Annotated in this window: 6 protein-coding genes; all 6 read left to right on the top strand. The window is 54.3% G+C overall.

All coding sequences use genetic code 11. The features are described 5' to 3' along the window. Positions 1-209 (top strand): hypothetical protein (locus VAE55_RS06775; RefSeq protein ID WP_322815040.1); only part of this gene is annotated, 209 nt, incomplete at its 5' end. A gap of 319 nt (positions 210-528) precedes the next feature. Continuing rightward, entirely contained in the window at positions 529-1,338 is an 810-nt protein-coding gene (locus tag VAE55_RS06770; RefSeq protein ID WP_322815039.1) for a hypothetical protein, read from the top strand. 118 nt (positions 1,339-1,456) lie between these two features. Further along, positions 1,457-2,137: a response regulator transcription factor gene (locus tag VAE55_RS06765; protein WP_322815038.1), complete on the top strand. Its 681-nt coding sequence runs from the start codon at positions 1,457-1,459 to the stop codon at positions 2,135-2,137. Further along, a complete protein-coding gene (locus VAE55_RS06760) occupies positions 2,134-4,191 on the top strand; it encodes a sensor histidine kinase (protein WP_322815037.1) in 2,058 nt (685 codons plus the stop codon). The genes VAE55_RS06765 and VAE55_RS06760 overlap by 4 nt, the downstream gene beginning before the upstream one ends. A 360-nt stretch (positions 4,192-4,551) precedes the next feature. Further along, positions 4,552-5,046 (top strand): cytochrome c, encoded by a 495-nt coding sequence (locus VAE55_RS06755; RefSeq protein WP_322815036.1) that lies wholly within the window; start codon positions 4,552-4,554, stop codon positions 5,044-5,046. 39 nt (positions 5,047-5,085) lie between these two features. Next, on the top strand, positions 5,086-6,016 hold a 931-nt coding region (locus VAE55_RS06750), incomplete at its 3' end, for a multicopper oxidase family protein (RefSeq protein WP_322815035.1).

Genomic DNA, 6,016 nt, shown 5'->3' with positions numbered 1-6,016 from the left:
GGGCACTATCGCGTTGCATCGCTGTCGCGAGGGTCTCACGTCACGCATGGGCAGCGGATGGTCGCAGTGGTAGCGGCGGTAGCCAGTGTATCCGACCGTGGGGAAGGCTGGAAGCCTGTCAGCAGGGCCAGCATCTGCCTGCGGTGGCGATGATACCGACACGCGGGCCGGAAGCCTGCGCCACGGGGAACGCGTGCAGCCTGGTGTAACGCAGCGTGACATGTGGGTAATGCATAGTGCTCATTGGGAGATTGGTTAGGTATGACGACCTTCAGATCATCGCCAGACCTCCTCTTGTATCTTCGTTCAAGTGTTCTATTCGTTCCTGAAGCCATTCCTGCAGCCAGATGAACATTGGTGACGGGATGAGCCACACACGCTGCACTATGTTTGTGGTGAAAGAAAAAGATTCAGCCGATTTTCAGCTCTCTCACAGTCCTGACACAGGAGGTGTTGCTATTCTGAAAGAGACGGTTAAAGAGTGGTAGTTGATGACATCCTTCATCACGATAAAAGAAAGGGGAAACAATGATACGTGTCGTTCTTGCCTTATTGATCGTCACCGGGCTGTTCGCTCTTGTCAATCCGGTGGGTTCGGTAGCAGCACAGAGCAGCTCACCAACGATTGGGCAGATCCAGGCCAATCCGAATGCGTTTATCGATCAAGTCGTTACCATCAGCGGCCGTAGCGGTATCTACGTTGACGAGGACGAATTTATCCTCGATGACGGCACCGGTCAAATTGTGGTTGACACGCCATCCTCGGCGCAGCTTATCACTATTCCTGTCGGTACATCGATAACAGTGGTCGGTCAGATCGACTGGATAGGATCTCCATCGTCACCGCGGGGCGTCGATCTTGATGCGTGTCGCATTACGCTGCCTGACCGCACAATCGATATCCGCGACTGTTCCTTCGGTTCGTCCGTTCCGGCGAATCCGCCCCCATCACAGAGTCCGCCGGCAAATCAGAGTAATTCACCCACGATTGGGCAGATTCAGGCCAATCCGAATGCATTTCTCTATCAGATCGTTACTATCAGTGGCAATAGTGGTGTCTACGTCGATGAGAACGAATTTATGCTCGATGATGGCTCCGGTCAGATTGTGGTTGATCCCGGCCCACCCAGGTATCAGCGCATCAATATTCCTGTCGGCACACCAATTACCGTGGTTGGTCAGATAGACTGGATGGGACCACCGCAGGCACGGCGGGGAATCGATCTTGATGCCTGCCGCATTATTACGCCTGACCGCACAATCGAGATTCGTGACTGTTCCTTCAATGGCCCTCCACCATGGGCAGGCGGACCTAATCGTGGCCGCGGTCGTCCGTAATCACCGATCCGGAGTGTCTTTGAACCGCCTACCGGTACTCTTGTCAGATGTCGGTAGGCGGTATATGATGCTCAATATAGCAGCGTCAAAACTTGCAATCTAACCTGAAGAGAAGAGCATGACGAACACACCATCATCGTGTCGAATCGTCTTGATCGAAGATGACGAAGCGCTAACCGCTATGTTAGCGCCCAGTCTGCGGTACGCCGGTATGGACGTGATCGTTGCTGCTGATGGCCCTACCGGCCTTCAGGCTGTCATGACCCACCAGCCTGATCTTATTCTCCTTGATTGGATGTTGCCGGGGATGGATGGATTGGAATTGTGTCGCCACATCCGCCAGTGTACCCAGGCACCGATCATTATGCTGACGGCACGGGATGCGATTACCGACCGGGTAACCGGACTTGATGCGGGTACAGATGATTACCTGGTGAAGCCATTCCATCTTGATGAACTGCTCGCACGTATGCGTGCTCGTCTGCGCGGGCGAACTACGCCTGCGAACGTGATCACGTTTGGCGATCTGACGCTCGCTCTCGACACACGCGAAGCACAACGTGACACAAGACGAATATCATTGACCAACACGGAGTTTCAAGTGCTCTCTCTGTTCATGCGCCACCCACGTCAGGTCTTGAGCAAAGAAGTGATATTGGAACATGTGTGGGGGTATGATTTCGACGGCAACACAAACATTGTCGAGCAGTATGTGCGTGCGTTACGTCACAAACTCGGTGATCCGCAGCTCATTCACACCATCCGCTACGCCGGCTATATCCTGCGAGAAGATACATGAAGCACCTTCCCTCGTTCAAAACAGTACTGATAACGCTCTACCTTGGGAGCGTTCTGCCACTCCTGATTGGTTTAGGATTTGTCCTCTACCTTGAATACCGCACGCTGTTGATTCAAGAACACGAAGCAACGTTACGCGACTTAATCAATGTGTTGGTTGAACCACAACCGTCAGCTACACTCACCCTGCACCAGACGGCAGAATTGCTCAATACGCAGTTACGTCACACCGACTTTCAAGCCGTTGTTATCGATCCTACCGGTCGCTGGTTTGGTGATGTACCACCATTCCTCATGACTACCGAACATACAACGCTCCGGACAACCGGTGTGCCGGTAAGTCGCCTGGTCCAAACAGACGCAGGGGAATATCTGGTGTATGGTCGGGCGATTTTAGATATCGATGGGCGGGTTTCTGGCGTTGTAGAAGGTCAGTTTCCGATTGCCGCAGTCACGCCCGATCTGGTTCAAGTAACCCAATGGCTCGCACTTACCATCGGTGGCTCCATCCTCCTGTTGCTCGGATTGACGCCCCTCGTTGTCCATCTGGCGATGCGACCACTCCGCACCCTGCTGCAGACGGCGCACGCCGTCGGAAGTGGGCAACTCGCTGTGCGCAGTCCGTTGCCAGGTGTACGTGAGTTTGGTGAACTGGCAAACACAATCAACGCTATGCTTGATCGGATTGAGCGTACCCTTCGTGTTGAGACCCAAACTGCCGATCAGTTACGCCGCTTTGTTGCCGATGCCTCGCATGAATTACGTACTCCACTTGCCGTTTTTGGTCATGGGCTTGATCTGCTGCAAGAGGCACTACGCCATCGGGATCACGATCAGGTTCAGCATACCTTGCTCCGATTGAAGCGGGAACAGGAAAGTATGCGTCGGCTGGTGAACGACCTGCTGTTGCTGGCCAAAATGGAGCAACCACACGCCGCGCCGCTGCGCTATGAGTTCATAGAACCGGTGCCATTTCTGGAAGAGATAACCGAACGGGCACAGATGACTACCTGCGGTCAACACATTCGCTTGCAATGGCCTGCCGCTACGCTACCGGCTATCGAAGCCGATCTTGAAGCCTTGCGGCGGGCGCTCTGCAATCTGGTAGAAAATGCGATTCGGCATACCCCGCCTGGCCGAACGATTACATTGAGTGTGTATGCAGGAAATGCTGAGATTGGTTTTGTCGTTGCTGATGAGGGTGAAGGCATTGCCACCGAGCATCTGCAACGATTGGGAGAGCGTTTTTATCGTATCGATGGATCGCGTTCGCGGAATAGTGGGAGTACCGGTTTGGGACTGGCGATTGTCAAAGCAATTGCCGCAGCGCACGGTGGTCGATTGGAAATCGCCAGCGCCCCAGGACACGGCACGACGGCTCGCTTCGTTATTCCGGTGGCCCGTCCACATACATCATTAGCGCGTGAATCCGGATACACAGATGTATCCTCTGCCGGTAAGACGACGGTTAAACTGCGACAGCCGTTTCCCCTGACCCTTCGGGGCTGGATCGCATTGAGTGGCATCCTGGGAGCGCTAGTACTACTCATTGGACTGGGTTATCAAGCCCGACCGGTACTCACTCCTTTGGTCAACCCGGCAGAACCTTTCCCTGTCGGAAACCGTATGCTACCACCACCACCTGAGCATAACGCCGACAGGGAGCCATTCATCTCACTACCGACCGGCTATCTCGATCAGGCGGCAGATATGGCGGCAAAAGTGAACGGTGGGGTGGCTATCGGCATCTTTTTCAACGGACGACACGATTCTTTTGTTGACGTGATGATAAGCGACGGTAGTCTGGTCAGAATTGATACTCGCTCAATGGTTATCCAAAATGTGCGTCCTGGCCCCCAGGGTCGTGGACGCGGCGCTGGGCGTCAGCGACGCGAATGGGCGGAACTGGCAGCCATGAAAATACGTTACCCACCGTCTCTTGGATTTGACGATGTACACAAGATCGCCCGGCAGGCAGAAATAGTACCTTCCCATATTTCGTTGTTCCTGATCGATGACCAGCTCGTCTATCCGGTGGAGGGCGATCGTCAATGAATGTTGATCGATGCGTATACCGGTGCATTCTCTCTGAACGAGCGGGACTGATGTGCGCAAGTAGCTGGTTCCGGAGTTAGATCGTTGTTACCTCATTCAATCCCACAGTTATTCATCTCTTTGTGCTCTTTCTTGAGCAAATCTTGAGCGCTCCTTCACAATTGCTTGAGCCGATATTGCTACACTGAACAAGGTAGCAGGTACAGCGCTTGCGAAGGATTGTAACAAGATGAACAGGTCGTCTTGCCTGAACCGTATACGAGGTCTGACAACCGGAATCATACCCGGATCACGTGTGCGCAGATCTGGCTGACTCGCTATCAGCGATGATGTGTCGGCAGGCAGGATATGAGGCACTCCATGGGACGTCGCATTCGTCATCATCAACATTGGCTATCACAACGCACCATCGGATTTCTCGTTGCTGGCATAGGACTGACAGGCATCCTGATTGCCAGTTTGATCACAGCTCAACCGGGCAGAAATACAGCAATTACGGCTGATGCTTCCCAGATTGCCGATGGGCGATCACTGTACGTAACATATTGCGCCAGTTGTCATGGTCTCAATCTTGAAGGGCAGCCTAACTGGCAACGATCGCTGCCCAATGGCATGATGCCGGCACCACCGCATGATGCGACCGGACATACATGGCATCATCCCGATTCGCTCTTGTTTCAGATCACAAAGTATGGCGGGCAGAGCATAGCCTCGCCGGGGTATGTCAGCGGGATGCCGGCGTTTGGCAATCAGCTCACTGATCGTCAAATCTGGGCCATTCTGTCCTATATCAAAAGCTCCTGGCCGCCCGAAATTCGGGAAGCGCAGGAAGCTATCAACCGCCAATCGCCGTAGCTGATTTCTTTCACACCACACGTGCAGAAGGAGATACCTATGCTTTCACGACTCACACGGCGGGGGTTGTTGCGCTTGTTTGGGGCAGGTGCTCTCGTCTTTGGCAGTGGCGTTCTGAATGGCTGTGCCCTGCCTACGCGCTCTTCAATGTCGCAACCGCAGACCAATCCCAGTCCAGCCTTTACCCCCGATCTCGATCTGACCATACGCGCAGTTGCCGCAGAGGTGCCAATCCTGCCGGGAACGCCGACCAGGGTGTGGACATATCAGGCTCAGGTACATACCGGCGATCCGGCAGCAGTACAACCCATTCCCGACAGCTATCTTGGGCCGATTATTCGTGTTCGTACCGGTCAGAAGGTACGGATCACGTTTGAGAATGGGCTGCCCGATCCCCGGCAGGATTCGATTATTCACTGGCATGGTCTGCATACCCCACCCGCGATGGATGGGCATCCGCATACAGCGGTGCGTCCCGGCGAACGTTATGTCTACGAGTTTACCGTCACTGACCGGGCCGGTACGTACTGGTTTCATCCCCATCCTCACGGCCAGACTGCCCAACAGGTCATCATGGGTCTTGCTGGACTGTTTGTGGTGAGTGATCCTGCCGAGGAGGCTATCGGGTTGCCGGGTGGTGAATATGACCTGCCACTTATCATTCAAGACCGTACCTTTGATGCTGACAATCAGTTCGTCTACGACTCAGACCCGATGACCCGCATGATGGGGTTTCTCGGCGAGCGAATTCTGGTCAATGGCCGGCCAGACCTGACCATCACCGCTGCAACCCGCGCCTATCGCTGGCGCATCCTCAACGGATCGAACAGTCGTATCTATAAGCTGGCCTGGGATTCGGGCATGCCATTGACAGTCATTGCCACCGATGGTGGTTTGCTCGAACGTCCGCTTACCCGCCCGTTCGTTATGCTGGCGCCGGGTGAGCGGATCGAACTCTGGGTTGATCTCC

It is taken from the genome of Chloroflexus sp., assembly GCF_034432675.1.
Lineage (GTDB): Bacteria > Chloroflexota > Chloroflexia > Chloroflexales > Chloroflexaceae > Chloroflexus.
This window is presented reverse-complemented; position numbering and strand designations above follow the sequence as displayed.

Excerpts from the sequence above, each read along its gene's own strand:
- VAE55_RS06765 (WP_322815038.1), top strand. The coding sequence starts at position 1,457 with ATGACGAACACACCATCATCGTGTCGAATCGTCTTGATCGAAGATGAC.
- VAE55_RS06770 (WP_322815039.1), top strand. The coding sequence starts at position 529 with ATGATACGTGTCGTTCTTGCCTTATTGATCGTCACCGGGCTGTTCGCT.
- VAE55_RS06755 (WP_322815036.1), top strand. The coding sequence starts at position 4,552 with ATGGGACGTCGCATTCGTCATCATCAACATTGGCTATCACAACGCACC.
- VAE55_RS06760 (WP_322815037.1), top strand. The coding sequence starts at position 2,134 with ATGAAGCACCTTCCCTCGTTCAAAACAGTACTGATAACGCTCTACCTT.